The organism is Serratia sp. TSA_7 (genome assembly GCF_052692135.1).
Genome location: NZ_JBQZFU010000004.1, coordinates 106197 through 127331, shown reverse-complemented (window position 1 = coordinate 127331; position 21135 = coordinate 106197). Strand labels below are relative to the sequence as shown.

The window sequence follows — 21135 nt, the reverse complement described above, 5'->3', positions numbered from 1 at the left end:
CAACCCGGGGTTGTTATGTCACCGATGTGAGGTAAGCTAGGGGAAACCGATAAACCTGAAACCGGTTTCTCTTTTACTCTCTTCAAGGAGAACACATGAAGCAAATCGTTTATGTCGCCAGCCCGGAAAGCCAGCAAATCCACGTGTGGCAGTTAAATGACACCGGCGCACTGGAGCTGCTGCAGACCCTCGACGTACCGGGCCAGGTACAGCCGATGGCGATCCACCCGGATAAAACGCACCTGTACGTTGGCGTGCGCCCGGCCTTCGGTATCCTCAGCTACCGCATTGAGACGGACGGTAAACTGCAACAGGCCGGCATGGCGCCGCTGCCGGGCAGCCCGACGCATATTTCCACCGATTTGCAGGGCCGCTATCTGTTCTCCGCGTCCTACAGCGGCAACTGCGCCAGCGTCAGCCCGATCGGCCATGACGGCGTGGTAGGGGCACCCCTTCAGCAGATCGACGGTTTGACCGCGCCGCACTCGGCCAATATCGATCCGACCAATCAGTTGCTGCTGGTGCCTTGCCTGAAAGAAGATCGCATCCGCCTGTTCAACCTGAGTCAGGAAGGCAAACTGACGCCGCACGCGCAGGACGCGGTAGCTACCGCAACCGGCGCCGGCCCGCGTCATATGGCGTTCCACCACAATGACAACTATGCCTACTGCGTGAACGAGCTGGACGGCACGGTAGACGTGTTCGTCATCACTGAAAACGGCAGCAAATACACCCTGACGCAGACGGTGAATATCATGCCGGACGATTTCGACGGCACCCGCTGGGCGGCGGATATCCACATCACGCCGAATGGCCGCTTCCTGTACACCAGCGACCGCACAGCCAGCATCCTGACGATTTTCAGAGTGTCCGAAGACGGCAGCACCCTGTCGCCGGTCGGCCATCATCCGATCGAAGAGCAACCACGCGGTTTCAACATAGACCACAGCGGCCGCTTCGTGATTGCCGCAGGTCAGAAATCCGATCATATCGGCGTCTATGAAATCGATCAGACCAACGGCAAATTGACCACGCTGGCGCGTTATCCGGTGGGCAAGGGCCCGATGTGGGTGAGCGTGTTAGATACCCGTCATACTTGAAGTTGCCTCTGTGTTGGCTGCATTTAGTTACGTGGCCCGTCCATGGGCCACGCCCCTTCGGGGCCGCTGCAAGCAGCGTTCAAATCTGCTCCCGGCAGATTTGTCACCCTAGTCACTTGCTGAAGTAAGCGCCTGGGGATGAGCGAGCTGGGCGCCTAGCTGCAACTTGAAATCCATAGGGTATGAATTATTGGAAAGTAGGCTCGAAAGAGCCTTTTATTTGCCAAAGAATCAGCTGTACTTCACCGTCAGAGTGGCGCTGCCAAGGCTGTGGAAGTGCACGTTAAAGCCGACCAGCGCGCCGCTGGAACCTTCATCCACCTCAATGCTCTCAACGTCCAATGCATGAATCGTGAAGTGATAGCGATGGCTTTCACCCTGCGGAGGGGCTGCGCCGCCGTAGCCGGCTGAACCAAAATCGGTGCGGGTCTGGATAGCGCCGGCCGGCAGACCGCCTTTGCCGGAGCCTGCGCCCTGCGGCAGTTCACGCGTCTGCGCCGGGATATTGGCCACCACCCAGTGCCACCAGCCTGAGCCGGTCGGGGCATCGGGATCGTACACCGACATCACGAAGCTCTTGGTGCCTTCCGGCACGCCATCCCAGGCCAGATGCGGCGACAGGTTATCGCCCTGATAGCCCATGCCGTTAAACACCTGGCGCTCCGGCATTTTCGCGCCGTCTTGCAGATCGTTGCTGTACAAACGAAAGCTCATAATGACTCCATGGGTCGATAAAAGCTGAATGCCTAAGCTAGATCTTTTTGGCGCGATAACACAAGCGTCATTGCATCTCGCCAGCCGCCTCATCTATGAGTTATCCTCGTTAACGCTGAAGCTACATACGTGACATCAATAATTCACAGATCGATAAAAGTAATCATGATTTCATTCAAAAAACGCACGCCGTGGTTTGGTTGGCTGCGCCGCTGGGCCAAGGGCATCAAGCGCGACATTTATGCGCTGTGGCTGGCGGCCCGCGATCGGCGCACCCCCTGGTATGCCAAATTGATCGCCCTGCTGGTGGCGGGTTATGCGGTGTCGCCTATCGATTTGATCCCGGACTTTATCCCGGTGCTGGGCTATCTGGACGACGTGATCATCGTGCCGTTGGGCATCATGCTGGCGGTACGCCTGATCCCCCAGCCGCTGATGGCGGAACTGCGGGAGAAGGCGCAACGGCGTATCGATAATCCCACCGGCCGCATGGCGGCGGTGATGATCATTTTATTGTGGGTGCTGTGTCTGGTGTTGCTGGCCCGCTATCTGGACCAGCATTGGTAAGCCGTTAGCTCGCCGCTGCGGCCACGGCGGCGGTCAACCGGCTGAGCTGATCAGGCTGAATGATGTAAGGCGGCATCAGGTAAATCAGCTTGCCGAATGGCCGGATCCACACTCCGCGCTCGACAAAACCGCGCTGCAACTGTGCCACGTGCACCGGTTCGCGCATTTCCACCACGCCAATCGCCCCCAGCACTCGCACATCCGCCACTTTTGGCCGCGACAGGAGCGGCAATAGCTGCTGTTTTAGCTGCGTTTCGATGGCGGCGACCTGCTGCTGCCAATGGTTTTCCGCCAACAGCGACAGGCTGGCTTCGGCCACCGCGCAGGCCAGCGGGTTGCCCATAAAGGTCGGCCCGTGCATAAAGCAGCCCGCCGCGCCATTGCTGATGGTTTCCGCTACGTGGCGGGTGGTCAGAGTGGCCGATAGCGTCATATAACCGCCGGTCAGCGCCTTGCCCAGGCAGAGAATATCCGGTACCACCTCCGCGTGCTCACAGGCGAACAGCTTGCCGGTGCGGCCAAATCCGGTGGCGATTTCATCGGCAATCAGCAGTATCCGATGCTGGTCGCACAGCTCGCGCACCCGCTTGAGGTAGGTGGGGTGGTAAATGCGCATCCCTCCTGCGCCTTGCACCACCGGCTCCAGAATCACTGCGGCGATCTCCCCGGCGTGCTGTTCCAGCAGCGTGGCGAACGGCGCAATGTCGTTTTCATTCCAGGGTTCATCAAAACGGCACTGCGGCGCGGTGGCGAACAGGTGCGGCGCGAGATAGCCCTGATACAGACTGTGCATCGAGTTGTCCGGATCGCACACCGACATCGCACCGAAGGTATCGCCGTGATAGCCGTGACGCAGGGTCAGAATACGTTGCCGCCGTTCCCCACGGGCCTGCCAGTATTGCAGCGCCATCTTCAGCGCCACTTCGACGGCCACCGAGCCGGAATCCGCCAGAAAAACGCATTGCAGCGCTTCCGGCGTCATCTCCACCAGCCTGCGGCACAGCGCGATAGCGGCAGGATGGGTGATGCCGCCGAACATCACGTGCGACATTTTTTCCAGTTGCCGGGTGGCGGCCAGGTTCAACTGCGGATGGTTATAGCCGTGGATCGCAGCCCACCAGGACGACATGCCGTCTACCAGGCGCCGGCCGTCGGCCAATTGCAGCTCGACGCCGCTGGCGGCCTCTACCGGATAGCAGGGCAACGGATGGCTCATGGAGGTGTACGGGTGCCAGATATGGCGCTGGTCGAATTCAAGGTCGGAGGCGCTGATAGACATACTTGTAAACCAAATCATATTCGTAATGGTTGACAGTATATCCACAATATCTACACTGACGACACTTTTTTCATTTTTGGAGACGCCGTGATGGCCGATCGCATTCACTGGACAGTAGGTCTCGCCCAGACCTTGTTTGATAAACCGTTACTTGAGCTGTTGTTTGAAGCCCAGACCGTTCACCGCCGGCATTTTGACCCGCGCCAGGTGCAGGTGAGCACGCTGTTATCAATCAAAACCGGCGCCTGTCCGGAAGACTGCAAATACTGCCCGCAAAGTTCGCGCTACAAAACCGGTCTTGAGACGGAGCGGCTGATGCAGGTGGAACAGGTACTGGAATCGGCGCGCAAGGCCAAAGCGAATGGATCGACCCGCTTCTGCATGGGGGCGGCGTGGAAGAACCCGCACGAGCGCGATATGCCCTATCTGCAACAGATGGTGCAGGGGGTGAAGGCGATGGGCATGGAAACCTGCATGACGCTGGGCACGCTTGACCACACCCAGGCAGAACGGCTGGCGGACGCCGGGCTGGATTATTACAACCACAACCTGGACACCTCGCCGGAGTTTTACGGCAACATCATCACCACCCGCAGCTATCAGGAACGCCTGGACACGCTGGACAAGGTGCGCGGGGCGGGCATTAAAGTCTGTTCCGGCGGCATCGTCGGGCTGGGTGAGACGGTGCGTGACCGCGCCGGGCTGCTGGTGCAACTGGCTAACCTGCCGACACCGCCGGAGAGTGTGCCGATCAACATGCTGGTGAAGGTAAAAGGCACGCCGTTGGCGGATAACGATGACGTCGATCCGTTCGATTTCATCCGCACCATCGCGGTGGCGCGCATCATGATGCCGGCCTCTTACGTCCGCCTTTCCGCCGGTCGCGAACAAATGAATGAGCAAACTCAGGCGATGTGCTTTATGGCCGGCGCCAACTCCATCTTCTATGGCTGCAAACTGTTGACCACGCCAAACCCGGAAGAAGACAAAGATCTGCAACTGTTCCGCAAGCTGGGCCTCAACCCGCAGCAGACCGAAACCGAGCACGGCGACAACCAGCAGCAACAGGTACTGGCGGAGCAACTGCTGCATGCCGATACCGCTGAGTTTTACAACGCGGCGCTGTAATGAGCTGGCAACAACGTATTGAACAGGCGCTGGAGGAGCGGCGGCAGAATGCCGCTTACCGTCATCGCCAGGTGAATCAGGGCGGCAATGGCCGCCATATTCAGTTGGGCGGCGAGCGCTACCTGAACTTTTCCGGCAACGACTATCTTGGCCTGAGCCAGGATCCGCAGGTGATCGCCGCCTGGCAGCAGGGCGCTCGGCAGTATGGCGTCGGCAGCGGCGGCTCCGGGCACGTCACCGGGTTCTGTGCGGCGCATCAGGCGCTGGAACAGCAACTGGCGGAGTGGCTCGGTTACCCGCGTGCGCTGCTGTTTATCTCCGGCTATGCCGCCAATCAGGCATTGCTGGCGGCGCTGATGCAGGCGGACGATCGCATCTTGGCGGACAGGCTCAGCCACGCGTCGCTGCTGGAGGCGGCCGCCCATTCACCTGCACAGCTGCGGCGTTTTCGCCACAATCAGCCGCAGGCGCTGGCCGGCCTGCTGGCAAAATCCTGTGGTGGCCAGATGCTGGCGGTGACCGAAGGGGTGTTCAGCATGGACGGCGACAGTGCCCCCCTGGCGGAGCTGCATCGCCTGACCCAAGCGGCGGGGGCCTGGCTGATGGTCGATGATGCGCACGGCATCGGCGTTCACGGCGAACAGGGGCGCGGCAGTTGCTGGCAGCAGGGCGTGCGGCCCGAACTGCTGGTGGTCACCTTTGGCAAAGCCTTTGGCGTCAGCGGCGCGGCGGTACTGTGCGACGAGGCTACGGCGGAATATCTGCTGCAGTTTGCCCGCCATTTGATTTACAGCACCGCCATGCCGCCGGCGCAGGCTTGCGCCTTGCAGACGGCGTTGCAGCGCATCCAGCAGGGGGACGAATTGCGCGCCCGGCTGCAGGACAATATTCAGCGCTTCCGGCAAGGTGCGGCCCAGTTGCCGTTAGCCCTGACGGCGTCGGTGACCGCCATTCAGCCGTTGCTGGTGGGCGACAACCAGCGCGCGCTCGATCTGGCACAGCAGCTGCGTGGCCAGGGGTTGTGGGTGAGCGCCATTCGCCCGCCAACGGTGCCGCCGGGCGGCGCGCGCCTGCGCATTACCCTGACGGCGGCGCATCAACCGCAGGATATCGATCGCCTGCTGGAGGTATTGCATGACGTCAGCCTTTGAGCCGGTCAACAAGCAGGCGGTCGCTTCGGCCTTCAGTCGTGCGGCGGGCAGTTATGATTCGGCGGCGGTACTGCAACGTGATGTTGGTGAGCGCTTGCTGGGGATGGGGGCGGAGCATCGGGGCGAACGGTTGCTCGACGCAGGCTGCGGCACCGGGCACTTCAGCCGCCGCTGGCGCGAATTGGGGAAGCAGGTTACCGCGCTCGATCTGGCGCCGGGCATGTTGGCATTCGCCCGCCAGCAGCAGGCTGCGGACCATTATCTGCTGGGGGATATCGAAAATGTGCCGCTGCCTGCGGCCGCGGTGGATATCTGTTTCAGCAGCCTGGTGGTGCAATGGTGCAGCGATTTGCCGCGCGCGTTGGCGGAGCTGTACCGCGTCACCCGGCCGGGGGGCCTGATTTTGTTTTCCACGCTGGCGGAAGGCTCGCTGGCGGAATTGGGCGACGCCTGGCAGCAGGTAGACGGCGAGCGTCACGTGAACGACTTTCTGCCGTTGGCGCAGATCGACGCGGCCTGTGCCGGCTATCGCCACCTTCTGGAGACGGAGCGACAAACCTTGAACTACCCGGACGTGATGGCGCTGATGCGATCGCTCAAGGGGATCGGTGCCACCCATTTGCATCAGGGACGCGAAGCCGGTTTGCTGTCCCGTCGGCGGCTTGCCGCTTTACAGGCCGCCTATCCACGCCGGGGCGGGCAATTCCCGCTCAGCTATCATCTGGTTTATGGAGTGATTTATCGTGATTAAGCGTTGGTTCGTCACCGGCACCGATACCGAGGTGGGCAAAACCGTGGCCAGCAGCGCCTTGTTGCAGGCGGCCAATTTGGCGGGGTATCGCACGGCCGGTTACAAGCCGGTTGCCTCCGGCAGCGACATGACGGCCGAGGGGCTGCGCAATGGCGACGCGCTGGCATTGCAGGCCAACAGCGCCGTGGCGCTGAGCTACGCGGAGGTGAATCCTTATGTGTTCGCCGAGCCGACGTCGCCGCACATTGTCAGCGCCGACGAAGGGCGGCCAATCGAGCTGGCCCGGCTTTCCGCCGGCCTGCGTCACCTGGAGCAAAGGGCCGATTGGCTGTTGGTCGAAGGGGCTGGCGGTTGGTTTACGCCGCTGTCCGAGCAGCATACCTTCGCCGACTGGGTACAGCAGGAGCAACTGCCGGTGATCCTGGTGGTAGGGATAAAACTGGGTTGCATTAACCATGCCGTGCTGACCGCACAGGCGATCCAGCAGGCGGGGTTGCAGCTTGCCGGGTGGATTGCCAACGACGTCACCGCACCGGGCCGCCGTCATCAGGAATATTTGGCTACGCTGCGCCGTATGCTGTCTGCGCCATGGCTGGGGGAGATCCCGCATCTGCCGCAACCTGAGCGGCAGGCGCTGGGGGCGTATCTGGATTTGAGTCTGCTGTAAATGGGGCAGGGGGAGATGACATTCCCCCACCTCCATTTTCTACACTGCCAGATAGGCATTGATCAAGTCCTCGTCCAACTGTTCCAGCGTGCCGTTCGCCACACTGCGGCCCTGATCCATCAGGCAAAAGCGATCCGCTACGCGGCGCACAAACGGCAATTTGTGTTCCACCAGAAGGATTGTCATGCCCAGTTCGCGGTTCAGTTTGCGGATCGCATTGCCGATATCGGCGGCGATCGAAGGCTGTACTCCGCTGGTCGGTTCGTCGAGGATCAGCAGCTCCGGCTCCAGCACCAGCGCACGGCCAATCGCCAGTTGCTGTTGCTCGCCATCGCACAAATCGCCGGCCCGGCGGCTGCGCATTTCCCGCAGGTTGGGGAACAGGCTGTAAATGAGCGGCGGAATGCGCCGGGTTTTGTCCCGGCCGGCCATCAGCGCCACCTGCAGGTTCTCCTCCACGCTGAGCTGCGAGAAGATTTGTCGCCCTTGCGGCACGTAACTGATGCCCAGCGCCGCCCGGTTTTCCATCGGCTGCTGCAGCAGATTTTGCGGGGGTTCGTCCGCCAACTGCCAGGTCATGCTGCCGCTGACGACCGGCAAATGCCCCATAATGCAGTTGACCAACGTCGTTTTGCCCACGCCGTTACGGCCGATAAGCACCGTGCACTGGCCGCGCGGTAACTCCAGGTTAATATCCCACAGGGTATGATTTTGCCCGTAGAACTGGTTCACTGACCTTAAACTCAACATCCGGCACTCTCCTCAAAGACCCGTATTCCACTCGTGGATGTGTGCCCAAATGGGCACGGGCGTAACGCGTTCCTGCTAAAAACCACACCGATTTCACCGGCCGGCATCAGTGCAGGAACGGCCATCAAACGTCTACTTCCCTGCGTTATCCACTCCTTACTGCTTAAACCGCCTTGGCGGTTTCTTTCCCGAGTGTCTTAATGTCCAGAATAAAATGCTGCATGCCTACCTTTAACGAGGTAGTTACGGTTAAGGAAAAATAAACGATTTACAGCCAAAAATGGTTGTTAATGGCGTTTTATCAGCGTGTTTTCGCCTTTGTCGTGTCATTGCCAGTTATTTAGCCCCAGGCTAGCGCTGAACGTAGAGCAGTTAATCCTGCCGTACCGACGCCGATATTTCACCTGGTCTCACTTTTGCCGTTAAACAATATTGCAACTCTCAGGCCAACTTTTACAATCGGGGAAAAAAGGGGGAATGTTATTGTCTTGTTAACCGTTTGTCGGGTGTAGACTGGCCCAGCGGCCCGGCCAAAAATGCGGTGGAAAGTTAACGCGGACGATTTTTGCACTGTTGCAGTGCTGTGAGGAAAAGTGATGGTGCAAACTATTTCGCCGGTTGCGGCAAGATGCAGCACATGAGCGCAAAAATGGGATAAATGTGTTTTTGGCAATGGGGCTGTTTAGCATTAATCGGCATAAACAAAGCGAATTTTTTGTGAAAAAATAACTAAAAAAGCCGTTTCGGCGAGGAGAAACGGTAAAAAGCGTTCTTTCTGCAACTCCCGTCATGGGCGGGGCGGTGGGAGTTATCCACTATTCCTGTGGATAACCTTGTGCATTAGATTTAGAAAAGCGGTTTAAAGCGAGAGCGGGCGCGGGTTCTGTTCGCGTTGGCCGCATTCTCATCTTTTTATTAAATATGTTTAATATCAATAAATTAACTAAAATCAAGCCACCAATGTATTGATGATGTGGCTATGTATGATTTTTGGCCGCAGTGCTATCAATAAGTTAATTTTTGACGGATTTTGGGGATAAATCAGTTATTGACAATAAAAATGTCACGCGACTGTAACCCTGTCGGTGCATCCGCGCCCCGCCGGCGCGCATCAGGCGGCGCTTTGCCATTGCGCGTCGCCACCGGGGTCAATGGCGGGCTACGCCATCTTGAGCAACGAATCGCTTGAAGCTGGTTTTATATCCAGTATCATAGGCACTGGCGAAAATCGCCGGGGCTTTCCATAATTAGGGGCCATTCGTCGAGCATCCGCTCCATGGCCGCCTGAGCGCGCGCATCTCCACAGGGTAGCCGAGTCAATGAGTAAAATTTTCAAACTGCATTCCGATTTCAAACCGGCCGGCGATCAGCCGGAAGCCATTCGCAAGCTGGAAGAGGGCCTGGAAGACGGCCTGGCGCATCAAACGCTGTTGGGCGTTACCGGTTCGGGCAAGACATTTACCATCGCCAACGTCATCGCCGATCTAAACCGGCCGACCATGGTACTGGCGCCAAACAAGACGCTGGCGGCGCAGCTGTATGGCGAGATGAAAGAGTTCTTCCCCGAGAATGCGGTTGAGTATTTTGTCTCGTATTACGACTACTACCAGCCGGAAGCCTATGTTCCCAGCTCCGACACCTTTATTGAAAAAGACTCCGCGGTGAACGAGCACATCGAACAAATGCGCCTTTCAGCCACCAAAGCGCTGCTGGAACGCCGCGACGTGGTGGTGGTGGCATCGGTGTCGGCAATCTACGGTCTGGGCGATCCGGAGCTGTATCTGAAGATGATGCTGCACCTGACCAAGGGCATGATCATCGATCAACGTTCGATCCTGCGGCGTTTGACGGAGCTGCAATATTCCCGCAACGATCAGGCTTTCCAGCGCGCCACCTTCCGCGTGCGCGGCGAGGTGATCGACATCTTCCCGGCGGAGTCGGACGAGCTGGCGTTGCGCATCGAGCTGTTTGATGAAGAAGTCGAGCGGCTTTCGCTGTTCGATCCGCTGACCGGCCAGATCGAGCAGGTGGTACAGCGCTTCACCATTTACCCGAAGTCGCACTACGTGACGCCGCGCGAGCGGATCCTGCAGGCGATGGAAGAGATCAAGGTGGATCTGGCCGAGCGGCGCAAAGTGCTGCTGGCCAACAACAAGCTGTTGGAAGAACAGCGCCTGACGCAGCGCACCCAGTTTGATCTGGAGATGATGAACGAGCTGGGCTACTGCTCCGGCATTGAAAACTATTCGCGCTATTTGTCCGGGCGCAGCGAGGGCGAGCCGCCACCGACGCTGTTTGACTACTTGCCGGCGGATGGCCTGCTGGTGGTCGATGAATCGCACGTCACCATTCCGCAAATCGGCGGTATGTACAAAGGCGATCGCTCGCGCAAGGAAACGCTGGTGGAATACGGCTTCCGCCTGCCGTCGGCGCTGGATAACCGCCCGATGCGCTTTGAAGAATTCGAAGCGCTGGCGCCGCAGACTATTTACGTGTCCGCCACGCCGGGCAAATATGAGCTGGAGAAGTCCGGCGACGACATTATCGATCAGGTCGTGCGGCCTACCGGGCTGCTGGATCCGATAGTGGAAGTGCGGCCAGTCACCACCCAGGTGGACGACCTGCTTTCCGAGATCCGCAAGCGGGTGGCGGTCAAGGAGCGCGTGTTGGTTACCACCCTGACCAAGCGCATGGCGGAAGATCTGACCGAATACCTGGAAGAGCACGGCGAGCGCGTGCGCTATCTGCACTCGGACATCGATACCGTGGAACGCGTCGAAATCATTCGTGACCTGCGTCTGGGCGAGTTTGACGTGCTGGTGGGCATTAACCTGTTGCGTGAAGGGCTGGACATGCCTGAGGTGTCGCTGGTGGCGATTCTGGACGCAGACAAGGAAGGTTTCCTGCGTTCCGAACGCTCCCTGATCCAGACCATAGGTCGTGCGGCGCGTAATCTCAACGGCAAGGCAATCCTCTACGGCGACAGAATTACCGACTCGATGGCCAGGGCGATTGGCGAGACCGAACGCCGCCGCGTCAAGCAGCAGGCGTTCAACGAAGAAAACGGCATCGTGCCTAAAGGCCTGAACAAGAAAGTGTCCGATATCCTGCAGTTGGGCCAGCCGGGCAACCGCAGCAAGGGCCGAGGGAAGGGCAAGGCCGCGGAAAGCGCCGCTCAGTATCAGCACCTGACGCCAAAAGCGCTGGATCAGAAAATCCGCGAGCTGGAAGCGCAGATGTATACCCACGCGCAGAACCTGGAGTTCGAGCTGGCCGCCGGTTTGCGTGACGAAATCCACCAGTTGCGCGAGCAGTTTATCGCCATCTCGTGAGCCGTTGGGGCGCCGTATTCGGTGCCCGCATCAATCGGGGCGAATTTCTTCGCCCCCTACGGTGATGTGAACGCTGCGGTTTGAAAGACGAAGGGGATAAATTTCTTGTCGCCTGCGCCAAAGCTGATTATGGTGTGCGGCCAATTGACTAACGCGAGCCAAAGACCATGACCGAACGCCCGTCCAAAGACCCGTTGCACGGCGTCACTCTGGAACAACTTTTAACTAAGCTGGTAGAGAGCTATGGCTGGTCAGGGCTGGCCGAACGCATTCGCATCAACTGTTTCAGCAGCGATCCCAGCATCAAGTCCAGCCTGAAGTTTTTGCGCCGCACGCCGTGGGCGCGCAAGCAGGTGGAGGATCTTTATATCGATATGGTCAACAGCGCGGCCAGCGACAACCCGTGGCTGCGTGGGCGGGATTAACCGACTGCGGCTAAATCAGGCGCGAGTACCCAATTCTATCAACGCCTGATCCAGCGCCTGGCGCAGCAGTTGGCGATCGTGGCGGTAAGGAATATCGGCGGCTTCCAACGGTTGCTGAATCACTACCCGATCCTGCACCGCCCCGGTATCCGCTGCCGGGCCGACAATCAGTGCATCAATCATCTTGCGGCCAATCCGCTCTTCCATCAGCTCCAGCTTGTCTTTCAGCGACAATGCCGCCGCCGCGACGCTCAGTTCGCGCCCCAGATTGCCGATGTAGATCATATTGGCGCTGCTGCGACGCAGAGCCTGGGTGAGGTCGTCCAACAGTAACAACGGCATCAGGCTGGTGAGAAAACTGCCCGGCCCAATCAGGATCACGTCGGCCTGCGCGATGGCATCCAGCGCTTCACGCGTGGCGTGGACGTGCGGCGACAACATCAGCTCCTGCGGCATATGGGTAAGCTGGTCGATGTTCACTTCACCGTAAACCTGGTGGCCTTCATGGTCGTGCGCCATCAGATCCACCGGCTGTTCAGACATCGGGATCAGCGCCGCGTCCACTTTCAGCAGGCTGCGTACCAGATTGATCGCCTCCAGAGGACGCACGCTGAGGTGATCCAAGGCTTTCAACATCAGGTTGCCGAGATTATGCCCCGACAGCTCGCCGTTGCCGCTGAAGCGGTATTCGAACATCGCGGAGGCGACGCTCGGTTCGGTGATCAGTTGATTGAGACAGTTGCGGGTATCGCCCCAGGCAATGCCGCCTTCCGAGCGGCGGATGCGACCGGTGGAACCGCCATTATCGGTAGTGGTGACAATGCCGGTTAAACGGGAGCCTAAAGACGACAGGGAAGACATCACGCGGCCAAGACCGTGGCCACCACCTAATGCCACCACCCGATCGAGATCGGCCAGGGTACGATTACGCATAAATTTCCTTACAAAGGGGCTGAAACTGCCCGCATAAAGTAGCGGATTTGGCGTAAAAACGCGAAAAAGAGTGTCATTTGCGTGATTCTGGTCAATTCGCCTGCGCAAGGGGCGTTTATCATGGTTAACCAGATTTGCAGCCACGTAAAATCGCTGTATACACAATTATATAGCGAAATTGCGAGTTGGCTATCGCGTTTATTTAGCGCTAGTATTCTGGTGAAAACCACGGTTTCGTTCCGGCTATCCAAACAGCGGGAACTGAGACCAAAACTCCTAGCCTCTGGGCCTACGTTGTTCCTGCGAACAATATGGCGCTTGGGCCGTGGCGAAGTCAGCCACCAGGGTGCAGAGTGGAAACGCTCGCATCTCCCGACTTTGGAAAGGTGTTATGGTGCCGCAACTCATTGATGCTTATGAGCGCAAGTTCTATTACTTGCGTCTTTCGATCACCGACGTGTGCAACTTTCGTTGCACCTACTGCTTGCCTGACGGTTACCGACCTAGCGGCAGCCCGAAAACCTTCCTGTCGCTGGATGAGATCCGTCGCGTCAGCCGCGCCTTTGCCGAACTGGGCACCGAAAAGGTCCGTCTTACCGGCGGTGAACCTTCGCTGCGCCGCGATTTTACCGAGATCATTGCCGCTGTACGTGAAAACCCGGCCATCCGAACGCTGGCGGTTACCACCAACGGTTACCGCCTGGCGCGCGACGTCGCCCAGTGGCGCGACGCCGGCCTGACGGCGATTAACGTCAGCGTCGACAGCCTGGATGCCCGCCAGTTTCATGCCATTACCGGTCAGGACAAGTTCCGCCAGGTGATGGACGGCATCGATGCCGCGTTTGCCGCCGGGTTCAGCAAGGTCAAGGTCAATGCGGTACTGATGCGTGACGTCAATCATCAGCAACTGGGCGCATTTCTGCACTGGATCAAGGACCGCCCGATCCAACTGCGTTTTATCGAACTGATGGAAACCGGCGAGGGGGGCGAGCTGTTTCGCCGGCATCACGTGTCCGGCGAAGTGATTCGTTTGCAACTGGAGCAGCAGGGCTGGCAACGGCAACCGCGCGGCCGCAGCGACGGCCCGGCGCAGGTATTCAGCCACCCGGATTATCAGGGGGAAGTGGGGTTGATCATGCCGTACGAGAAAGATTTCTGCGCCAGCTGCAACCGGCTGCGGGTCTCCGCCATCGGCAACCTGCATCTGTGCCTGTTCGGCGAGCAAGGTATTACGCTGCGCGATCTGCTGGCGGACGACGGCCAGCTCGAGGCATTGAAGCAACGTATCCAGGGCGGGTTGCTGAGCAAAAAACAGACCCATTTCTTGCATCAGAACAACACCGGCATTACCCAGAACCTGTCGTTTATCGGCGGATAATGCTCTGCATATCTCAAGCCGCAGCGTTGTTGGCTGTAACTTGAAATCTATTGGGCATCCAACGAAGAGGAGCATCGTTAACAATGAGTCATGCCAGCAGTGAATTCATTCCGGCGCATATCGCCATTCTGACCGTCTCGGACAGCCGGGGCGAAGCGGAAGACACCTCCGGCCATTATCTGCAGGAAGCGGCGCAGGAGGCGGGCCATCAGGTGGTGGATCGCGCCATCGTCAAAGACGATAAATACCTGATCCGCGCGCGGGTTTCCGCGTGGATTGCCGATGAAGGCGTGCAGGCGGTGTTGATCACCGGCGGCACCGGTTTTACCGCCCGCGACTACACCCCGGAAGCGCTGCTGCCGCTGTTCGACCGCGAGGTCGAAGGATTCGGCGAACTGTTCCGCATGGTGTCCTACGAAGAAATCGGCACCGCCACTATCCAGTCGCGCGCGTTGGCCGGCATCGCCAACCGGACGGTGATTTTCGCCATGCCGGGTTCGACCCGCGCCTGCCGCACCGCCTGGGAGCGCATTATTGAAGAGCAGTTGGACGCGCGCCACCGCCCGTGCAACTTCCAGCCCCATTTGAAGAGATAAGATCCATGACGCAGTTAACCCATATTAACGCCGCGGGCGAAGCCCATATGGTCGACGTTTCCGCCAAGGCGGAGACGGTGCGCGAAGCCCGCGCCGAGGCCTTTGTCGAGATGCTGCCCGCCACGCTGGCGATGATCCTCGGCGGCAGCCACCACAAGGGCGACGTCTTCGCCACGGCGCGCATCGCCGGCATTCAGGCGGCGAAACGCACCTGGGAGCTGATCCCGCTGTGCCATCCGCTGATGCTGAGCAAGGTTGAAGTGCAGTTGGAGGCGCAACCGGAACACAGCCGGGTGCGCATTGAAACCTGCTGCCGGCTGACCGGCAAGACCGGCGTCGAAATGGAAGCGCTGACCGCCGCCTCGGTCGCCGCGTTGACCATTTACGACATGTGCAAAGCGGTGCAAAAAGACATGGTGATCGGCCCGGTACGGCTGCTGGCGAAAAGCGGCGGCAAGTCCGGTGATTTTAAGGTGGAGCTATGATTAACATTCTGTTTTTTGCCCAAGTGCGCGAACTGGTAGGCACCGGCGACTTGTCGATGCCGGCCGACTATCCCACGGTAGAGGCGCTGCGCAGGGCGCTGTGCGCACGCGGCGAACGCTGGGCGCTGGCGCTGGAATCTGGCAAGCTGCTGACGGCGGTCAATCAGTCGCTGGTGGCGGCCGAGCACCCGCTGCGCGCCGGCGATGAAGTCGCTTTCTTTCCGCCGGTAACCGGAGGTTAACAGTGGAAAACACCCGTATCCGCGTCGGTGCAGCGCCATTCAGCGTCGGCGATGAGTATCAGTGGCTGGCGCAGTGCGATGACGACGGCGCCGTCGTGACCTTCACCGGCAAGGTGCGCAACCATAATCTGGGCGATGACGTCAGCGCGTTGACGCTGGAGCACTACCCCGGCATGACCGAAAAAGCGCTGGCGGAGATCGTGGAGGAAGCGCGCAACCGCTGGCCGTTGCAGCGGGCGACGGTGATCCACCGCGTGGGCGAGCTGTTTCCCGGCGAGGAGATTGTGTTCGTCGGCGTGACCAGCGCGCACCGCAGCATGGCGTTTGCCGCCACCGAATTCATCATGGACTACCTGAAAACCCGTGCGCCGTTCTGGAAGCGCGAAGCGACCGGGCAGGGCGAGCGCTGGGTCGACGCGCGCGACAGCGATCGTCAGGCGGCGGAACGTTGGCATAATGCGAATAAATAAAGGGTAAACCGCAGAAATATATCAATACCTTTGCCGCTTCCGCGTTGCCGTTTCTGTGGTACGCTTATTACAGGCTGAGTCCCATCAGATGGGGCTTTAACATCTTGTTCCACATGCAAAAGGTAACCGTCATGGACCGATATCCACGCTCTAATGGTTCAATCGTTGAACGTGCCAACAGCGGCATTCAGGCTTATATGGCGCAGGTTTATGGCTGGATGACCTGTGGCCTGCTGTTGACGGCATTCGTTTCCTGGTACGCGGCCAACACGCCCGCGATCCTCAACTTTATTTTCTCCAGCCAGATCACCTTCTTCGGCCTGATTATCGCGCAGCTGGCGTTGGTGTTCGTGATTTCCGGCATGGTCAACCGCCTGAGTGGCACTGTGGCTACGTCACTGTTTATGCTTTATTCGGCGCTGACCGGGCTGACGCTTTCCAGCATTTTCATCGCTTATACCTACAGCTCGATCGCCAGCACCTTTGTGGTGACCGCCGGCATGTTCGGGGCCATGAGCCTGTACGGCTACACCACCAAGCGTGACTTGAGCGGTTTCGGCAGCATGTTGTTTATGGCGCTGATCGGTATCGTGCTGGCTTCGCTGGTGAATATCTGGCTGAAAAGCACCGCCTTGATGTGGGCGATTACCTATATCGGGGTGCTGGTGTTCGTTGGCCTGACGGCGTACGACACCCAGAAACTGAAAGCTATGGGCGAACAGCTGAACGCCGATGACAAAGACAGCTTCCGCAAATACGCCATCGTCGGCGCGCTGACGCTGTATCTTGATTTCATCAACCTGTTCCTGATGTTACTGCGCATTTTCGGCAACCGCCGCTAAATCCGTTTTATCGGGGCTGCGACACAGCGCACTACTGCACCGTACGCTGCTCGAAATGCTCATTGACCTATGTCAACTGCGCTTTCTGCGCTGCGGGCGTCGCACCATTGCTTGGTCTCGCCGCCGCTAAAATCAGCGTCTTCCGTAGGGGCTTAACATGTTAAGCCCCAGACTACTGACAAAGCCCGTTATTAGGGAGAGCGTGGCGAAGGGGTCGTAGCGGCTTGCCCGCCGGAGCGCCCCTCGGTGCGCTAGGCCCGGGTATCTCGGGTTTAAAGACAACTTTGTCATCAAACTCGACATTTTTTATGCCATTTTGCGGCGGAACATGGCGTAGGCGGCGCTGCCGGTGGTGGCGGTGATCACCAGCAGCGGCCACAGGCTGTGCCAGATAATGCCGAAGCTGGCGTCCTTCAAATAGATCTGTTTGGTGATATCGGTAAAGTGGCGAATCGGGTTAACCCAGGTGAGATCCTGCAGCCACACCGGCATGTTCTCCACCGGCGAGACATAACCGGAAAGCAGGATCGCCGGCATCATAAACACGAACACGCCGATAAACGCCTGCTGCTGCGTGGCGCACAGCGAAGAAATCAGCAGACCGAACCCCACCAACGACAGCCCGTAAACCAGCATGGTGCCGTAGAACAGCAGTAGCGAGCCGGCGAACGGGATCTGGTACATAAAGATGCCAATCAGCAGCACGATACTGGCCTGGAAGGTGGCGACAATCAGCGCCGGCACCGCCTTGCCGATAAAAATCTGCCAGGTGGTCAGCGGCGATACCAGCAACTGCTCCAGCGTGCCCTGTTCACGCTCGCGCGCCACCGACAGCGAGGTGACAATCAGCACGCCGATGGTGGTGATCATGGCGATCAGCGAAGGCACCACGAACCATTTGTAATCCAGATTCGGGTTATACCAGTTACGCACCACCAGCTCGCTGTTGTTGGGTTTGGCGCGGTTGCCGATCAGCTCGTTTTGGTAATCCTGCACAATCTGTTGCACATAGTTGGCGGCAATCTGCGCGCTGTTGGAATTGCGCCCGTCGAGCAGCAATTGCAGCGGGGCGGTAGTACCGCTGGCGATATCGCGCGAGAACTGCGCCGGGAAGCGGATCAGCAGCAGCGCCCGCTGGTTGTCGAGGGTGGTTTGTATCTCTTGCGGGTTGCGCAGCAGCAATACGTGCGAAAAGGCTTTCGCCTTGGCGAAGCGCTGGGTCAGCTCTACCGAAGCATGGCCGCTGTCTTCGCTGTACACCGCGATGGTGGCGTTGGTCACCTCCAGCGTGGCGGCGAACGGGAACAGCAGCACCTGCAGAATAACTGGCAAAATCAGGATGGCGCGGGTCTGCGGATCGCGCAGCAGCGATTGCATTTCCTTAATGATTAACGTCCAGAGACGGTAAAACATTGTCTTTCTCCTTAATCCAGCCGCCGCTGGGTTTTCCAGGCCGTCAGGCCGATAAACACCACCGCTGAGGCGATCAGGAACAGCAGGTTAATCATCAGCACCGTGCCGACGTTGCCCGCCAGAAACAGCGTCTGCAACGTGCTGACGAAGTAGCGTGCCGGGATGATATAGGTCACGGCGCGCACGATCGCCGGCATGCTGTCGATCTGGAAGATAAAGCCGGACAGCATGATCGAAGGCAGAAAGGCGGCGTTCAGCGCCACCATCGCCGCGTTGAACTGATTGCGGGTGAGGGTGGAAATCAGTAGCCCCATGCCGAGCGTACTGGCGAGGAACAGGCTGCTGATCACGAACAAAATCAGCAGCGAACCGCGGTAGGGCACGCCGAGTACGAATACCGACACCACCATGCACAGCACCATGGCGATCATGCCGAGGAAGTAGTAGGGCACCAGTTTGGAGAGCAACAGTTCGCTGCGCGTCACCTGGGTGGAGAGCAGCGCCTCCATGGTGCCGCGTTCCCATTCGCGGGCGATCACCAGCGAAGTGAGGATCGCGCCAATTACCGTCATGATAATGGTGATGGCACCGGGAATGATGTAGTGCCGGCTGATGGCCGCCGGGTTAAACCAGTAACGCATCTGCACGTCAATCAGCGGCTTGTCCTCGCGCCCGCGATCGGTGGCGCGCTGCTGCTGCCAGATTTGCCACACGCCCTGGGTATAGCCCTGGACAAAGTTGGCGGTGTTCGGCTCGCTGCCGTCGGTGATTACCTGGATTGGCGCGCTGTCGTGCGGCCGCGCCAGCTGTTTGTCAAAGTCGTTGGGGATCACCACCAGCCCACGGATGCGCCCGGCCTGCATCAGTTGGATCAGCTGTTGGCGATTATCGCTGATGGTCGGTTCAATGTAGGGCGAGCCGGCGAAAGCGTGGGCCAGATCGCGGGCGTCTTCGCTTTGTTGCTCCATCAAAATGCCCAGCCGCAGCTTGCTGGAATCCAGGTTGATGCCGTAGCCGAAGATAAACAGCAGCATCAATGGGATCACAAAGGCGATCAGCCCGCTGCTGGGATCGCGCAGGATCTGCCGCGTCTCTTTCAGACACAGTGCACGCAGCCGTCGCCAGGAGAAACCGCTGGCGTCGGCGGAGGTTGTTTTCTCGGTCACGGCTATGTTTTCGCTCACGGCTGCTCCTCCCGATCGTAACCCTGCACCAGATCGATAAACGCCTGCTCCATTGAAGGGTTGGGGTTGTCGTCGCAGGCTACCTGCTGTTTGAGATCGTCCGGCGTGCCGGCGGCGATGATCTTGCCGCGATACACCAGCCCGATGCGATCGCAGTATTCCGCCTCGTCCATAAAGTGGGTCGTGACCATCACCGTCACGCCTTTATCCACCATGCCGTTGATGTGCAACCAGAACTCGCGGCGGGTCAGGGGGTCTACGCCCGAGGTCGGTTCGTCGAGAAACAGAATGTCCGGTTCGTGCATCAGCGCGCAGGCCAGGGCCAGCCGTTGCTTGAAGCCGAGCGGCAGCGAATCCGGCGTTTGGCCGAGGATCGGCCCAAAGTTGAAGGCGGTCGACATCTCGTTGATTTTGTCGCGCTGCGCTTTGCCGCTCAGGCCGTAAACACCGGAGAAAAATTTCAGGTTCTGCGCCACCGTCAGGTTGCCGTACAGCGAGAATTTCTGCGCCATATAGCCCAGACGCTGACGCGCCTTGCCGGAGCTGGTTTTCAGATCCATATCCAGCACCAGCGCCTTGCCTTCAGTCGGCACCAGCAGCCCGCACATCATTTTGAAGGTGGTGGATTTGCCGGCGCCGTTCGGGCCGAGCAGGCCGAAAATCTCGCCGCGTTGCACCTTGAAGTCCACATGGTCGGTGGCGGCGAAATCGCCGAATTTCTTGGTCAGCCCCTGAGCTTCAATCACCGTTTGCGTGCTTTCGCCCTCGACGGTGGGCATGATCTCCGCCAGCGCCGATTTACTGTTTGGCCCGCCGCCGAGCAGATCGATAAACGCATCCTCGAAGCGCGGATCCGCTTCCGTCATTTCCGCATCCGGCAGATCCAGCGCTTGCAGTATCTGGCGGTGATCTTCGCCCTGCTTGAGGATCAGCCGCAGGTATTTGCCCTGGATCACCCCGTCGGTGACCGAAGGCAGGCAGATAGCCCGTTGCAGCAGGGCGCGGTGGCTGCCGGCGGGGGGCGCAATCAATACCGTGCGCCCGGCCATGCGCTGAGTCAGATCTTTAGGCGCGCCGCTGAACAGCAATTCACCTTCATTGAGCAGCAGCACTTCGCGGCACTGCTCGGCCTCGTCAAGATAGGAGGTGCTCCACAGGATCAGCATGCCGTCGTTGGCCAGCTCATGCACCATGCGCCACAGCTCGCGGCGCGAGATCGGATCGACCCCGACCCCAGGCTCATCCAGCAGCAGCACCTGCGGTTGGCCCACCAGCGTGCAGGCCAGCCCGAGTTTTTGTTTCATGCCGCCGGAAAGCTTGCCCGCAAGGCGGGTGGTAAAGCGAGTGAGATCGGTGAAGGTCAGCAACCGCTCGAAGGTTTGTTTACGCAGATCGCCGGTGACGCCGCGCAGATCGGCGTACAGCGTCAGGTTTTCCATGACCGTCAGATCTTCATACAGGCCGAACTTCTGCGGCATGTAGCCGAGGATGGCGTGCAGTTGACGATCTTGTGCGATCGGATCCAACCCGGCGACGCGCAGCGTACCGCTGCTGGGTTTCAGCAACCCGGCCAGCATGCGCAGCAGCGTGGTTTTGCCGGCGCCGTCCGGGCCAACCAGCCCTGTGACCGCGCCACTGGTCAGGCGGGTGGTCAGGCTGGCGACCGCGGGTTTTGCCAACGACGGGAAACGTTTTTCCAACGCCTCCAGTTCAATGACCTGTTCCATT

21 protein-coding genes and 1 riboswitch are annotated in these 21135 nt (G+C 59.2%); of the genes, 14 read left to right on the top strand and 7 right to left on the bottom strand.

Annotation, left to right across the window (positions count from 1 at the left end):
- The first annotated feature begins 95 nt into the window (after nt 1–95).
- Nucleotides 96–1100, top strand: a complete 1005-nt coding sequence (pgl, locus tag ACUTQW_RS15620) for a 6-phosphogluconolactonase (RefSeq protein WP_006324149.1) — start codon at nt 96–98, stop codon at nt 1098–1100.
- 231 nt (nt 1101–1331) lie between these two features.
- Here the strand turns inward: pgl and ACUTQW_RS15615 are convergent, their stop codons facing one another.
- The gene (locus tag ACUTQW_RS15615; RefSeq protein ID WP_006324150.1) at nt 1332–1814 is read right to left on the bottom strand and encodes a kinase inhibitor; all 483 of its coding nucleotides are present in this window, start codon (nt 1812–1814) and stop codon (nt 1332–1334) included.
- A gap of 165 nt (nt 1815–1979) precedes the next feature.
- Between ACUTQW_RS15615 and ACUTQW_RS15610 the strand changes: the two genes are divergently transcribed.
- Entirely contained in the window at nt 1980–2381 is a 402-nt protein-coding gene (locus tag ACUTQW_RS15610; RefSeq protein ID WP_004941868.1) for a YkvA family protein, read from the top strand.
- Between the two features lie 4 nt (nt 2382–2385).
- On the opposite strand, the gene bioA is transcribed toward ACUTQW_RS15610, so the two are convergent.
- Nucleotides 2386–3660 (bottom strand): adenosylmethionine--8-amino-7-oxononanoate transaminase, encoded by a 1275-nt coding sequence (gene bioA / locus ACUTQW_RS15605; protein ID WP_037430409.1) that lies wholly within the window; start codon nt 3658–3660, stop codon nt 2386–2388.
- A gap of 90 nt (nt 3661–3750) precedes the next feature.
- Here bioA and bioB point away from each other — a divergent pair, with 90 nt between their 5' ends.
- The 4 genes from bioB to bioD are packed head-to-tail and all read left to right on the top strand — an operon-like array spanning nt 3751 to nt 7357.
- A complete protein-coding gene (gene bioB / locus ACUTQW_RS15600) occupies nt 3751–4788 on the top strand; it encodes a biotin synthase BioB (protein WP_004941874.1) in 1038 nt (345 codons plus the stop codon).
- Nucleotides 4788–5939: an 8-amino-7-oxononanoate synthase gene (bioF, locus tag ACUTQW_RS15595; protein ID WP_064798702.1), complete on the top strand. Its 1152-nt coding sequence runs from the start codon at nt 4788–4790 to the stop codon at nt 5937–5939. The genes bioB and bioF overlap by 1 nt, the downstream gene beginning before the upstream one ends.
- Nucleotides 5923–6690, top strand: coding sequence for a malonyl-ACP O-methyltransferase BioC (bioC, locus tag ACUTQW_RS15590; RefSeq protein ID WP_064798703.1), 768 nt, complete (start codon nt 5923–5925; stop codon nt 6688–6690). The genes bioF and bioC overlap by 17 nt, the downstream gene beginning before the upstream one ends.
- Nucleotides 6683–7357 (top strand): dethiobiotin synthase, encoded by a 675-nt coding sequence (bioD, locus tag ACUTQW_RS15585; RefSeq protein ID WP_020438654.1) that lies wholly within the window; start codon nt 6683–6685, stop codon nt 7355–7357. Before bioC ends, bioD begins: the two co-directional genes overlap by 8 nt.
- Nucleotides 7358–7396: 39 nt before the next feature.
- Here the strand turns inward: bioD and ACUTQW_RS15580 are convergent, their stop codons facing one another.
- Nucleotides 7397–8107 carry an ATP-binding cassette domain-containing protein gene (locus ACUTQW_RS15580; protein WP_004941886.1) on the bottom strand — a complete coding sequence of 237 codons (711 nt, stop codon included), beginning with the start codon at nt 8105–8107 and terminating at the stop codon, nt 7397–7399.
- Nucleotides 8108–9426: 1319 nt separating this feature from the next.
- On the opposite strand from ACUTQW_RS15580, the gene uvrB reads away from it, so the two are divergent.
- Nucleotides 9427–11439, top strand: a complete 2013-nt coding sequence (gene uvrB / locus ACUTQW_RS15575; RefSeq protein WP_004941889.1) for an excinuclease ABC subunit UvrB — start codon at nt 9427–9429, stop codon at nt 11437–11439.
- Nucleotides 11440–11606: 167 nt separating this feature from the next.
- Nucleotides 11607–11864: a VF530 family protein gene (locus tag ACUTQW_RS15570; protein ID WP_126527654.1), complete on the top strand. Its 258-nt coding sequence runs from the start codon at nt 11607–11609 to the stop codon at nt 11862–11864.
- A gap of 15 nt (nt 11865–11879) precedes the next feature.
- Here ACUTQW_RS15570 and yvcK read toward each other — a convergent pair whose 3' ends face one another.
- On the bottom strand, nt 11880–12797 hold the full coding sequence (yvcK, locus tag ACUTQW_RS15565) for a uridine diphosphate-N-acetylglucosamine-binding protein YvcK (protein ID WP_004941894.1): 918 nt from the start codon (nt 12795–12797) through the stop codon (nt 11880–11882).
- A gap of 261 nt (nt 12798–13058) precedes the next feature.
- Nucleotides 13059–13202, top strand: a riboswitch (molybdenum cofactor riboswitch).
- Between yvcK and moaA the strand changes: the two genes are divergently transcribed.
- The 6 genes from moaA to ACUTQW_RS15535 all read left to right on the top strand — a co-directional run bounded on the left by moaA (nt 13189) and on the right by ACUTQW_RS15535 (nt 16810).
- Entirely contained in the window at nt 13189–14175 is a 987-nt protein-coding gene (gene moaA / locus ACUTQW_RS15560) for a GTP 3',8-cyclase MoaA (protein WP_445654884.1), read from the top strand. (Overlaps the previous riboswitch by 14 nt.)
- Before the next feature lie 83 nt (nt 14176–14258).
- On the top strand, nt 14259–14771 hold the full coding sequence (moaB, locus tag ACUTQW_RS15555; protein WP_006324158.1) for a molybdenum cofactor biosynthesis protein B: 513 nt from the start codon (nt 14259–14261) through the stop codon (nt 14769–14771).
- A 5-nt stretch (nt 14772–14776) separates the two neighbouring features.
- Nucleotides 14777–15256 carry a cyclic pyranopterin monophosphate synthase MoaC gene (gene moaC, locus ACUTQW_RS15550; RefSeq protein WP_006324159.1) on the top strand — a complete coding sequence of 160 codons (480 nt, stop codon included), beginning with the start codon at nt 14777–14779 and terminating at the stop codon, nt 15254–15256.
- The gene (moaD, locus tag ACUTQW_RS15545; protein WP_062790399.1) at nt 15253–15498 is read left to right on the top strand and encodes a molybdopterin synthase sulfur carrier subunit; all 246 of its coding nucleotides are present in this window, start codon (nt 15253–15255) and stop codon (nt 15496–15498) included. Before moaC ends, moaD begins: the two co-directional genes overlap by 4 nt.
- Nucleotides 15499–15500: 2 nt before the next feature.
- Nucleotides 15501–15968: a molybdopterin synthase catalytic subunit MoaE gene (gene moaE / locus ACUTQW_RS15540; protein WP_062790396.1), complete on the top strand. Its 468-nt coding sequence runs from the start codon at nt 15501–15503 to the stop codon at nt 15966–15968.
- 131 nt (nt 15969–16099) lie between these two features.
- The gene (locus tag ACUTQW_RS15535; RefSeq protein WP_004941907.1) at nt 16100–16810 is read left to right on the top strand and encodes a Bax inhibitor-1/YccA family protein; all 711 of its coding nucleotides are present in this window, start codon (nt 16100–16102) and stop codon (nt 16808–16810) included.
- A 306-nt stretch (nt 16811–17116) separates the two neighbouring features.
- Here the strand turns inward: ACUTQW_RS15535 and ACUTQW_RS15530 are convergent, their stop codons facing one another.
- Genes ACUTQW_RS15530 through ACUTQW_RS15520 form a run of 3 tightly spaced genes read right to left on the bottom strand, consistent with a single transcriptional unit; the run spans nt 17117 to nt 21134 of the window.
- On the bottom strand, nt 17117–18223 hold the full coding sequence (locus tag ACUTQW_RS15530; RefSeq protein ID WP_004941909.1) for an ABC transporter permease: 1107 nt from the start codon (nt 18221–18223) through the stop codon (nt 17117–17119).
- A gap of 11 nt (nt 18224–18234) precedes the next feature.
- Nucleotides 18235–19407 carry an ABC transporter permease gene (locus ACUTQW_RS15525; protein WP_241686388.1) on the bottom strand — a complete coding sequence of 391 codons (1173 nt, stop codon included), beginning with the start codon at nt 19405–19407 and terminating at the stop codon, nt 18235–18237.
- On the bottom strand, nt 19404–21134 hold the full coding sequence (locus ACUTQW_RS15520) for an ATP-binding cassette domain-containing protein (RefSeq protein ID WP_004941912.1): 1731 nt from the start codon (nt 21132–21134) through the stop codon (nt 19404–19406). The genes ACUTQW_RS15525 and ACUTQW_RS15520 overlap by 4 nt, the downstream gene beginning before the upstream one ends.
- Between the last annotated feature and the right edge of the window lies 1 nt (nt 21135).